Consider the following 303-nt stretch of genomic DNA (forward strand, 5'->3'; position numbering starts at 1 on the left):
ACGTTGAGCGGGCAGTGACCAACCGAGGGGTACAGACGGATTAGGGCCACCTGCACGACGCCGGGCAGCGGGGCGAAGCCACGATCCTGCCGCGGCTGCAGCCGGCGACGCCGGAGCTCGTGCTGGCGGCCGACCGCGACGGGCTGCTGGCGCGGCTCCGGGAGCTGCGCACGGAGTTCCAGCGCCTGCGGCTCATCTACCAGATCGCCATCGAAGCCGGGTCGACCACGATGAACATCCTGCGGCAGGAACACGAGAGCAACTACGACTACAGCCCGATAGAGCACCAGCTCATCATTCTCC

The 303-nt window shown here is 67.7% G+C and carries 1 pseudogene; it reads left to right on the forward strand.

The window, feature by feature from the left end:
- Positions 1 to 119 precede the first annotated feature (119 nt).
- Positions 120 to 303: pseudogene (locus V5O49_RS00150) on the forward strand (hypothetical protein); the annotation flags it as partial.

It is taken from the genome of Isoptericola haloaureus (assembly GCF_036689775.1).
Lineage (GTDB): Bacteria > Actinomycetota > Actinomycetes > Actinomycetales > Cellulomonadaceae > Isoptericola > Isoptericola haloaureus.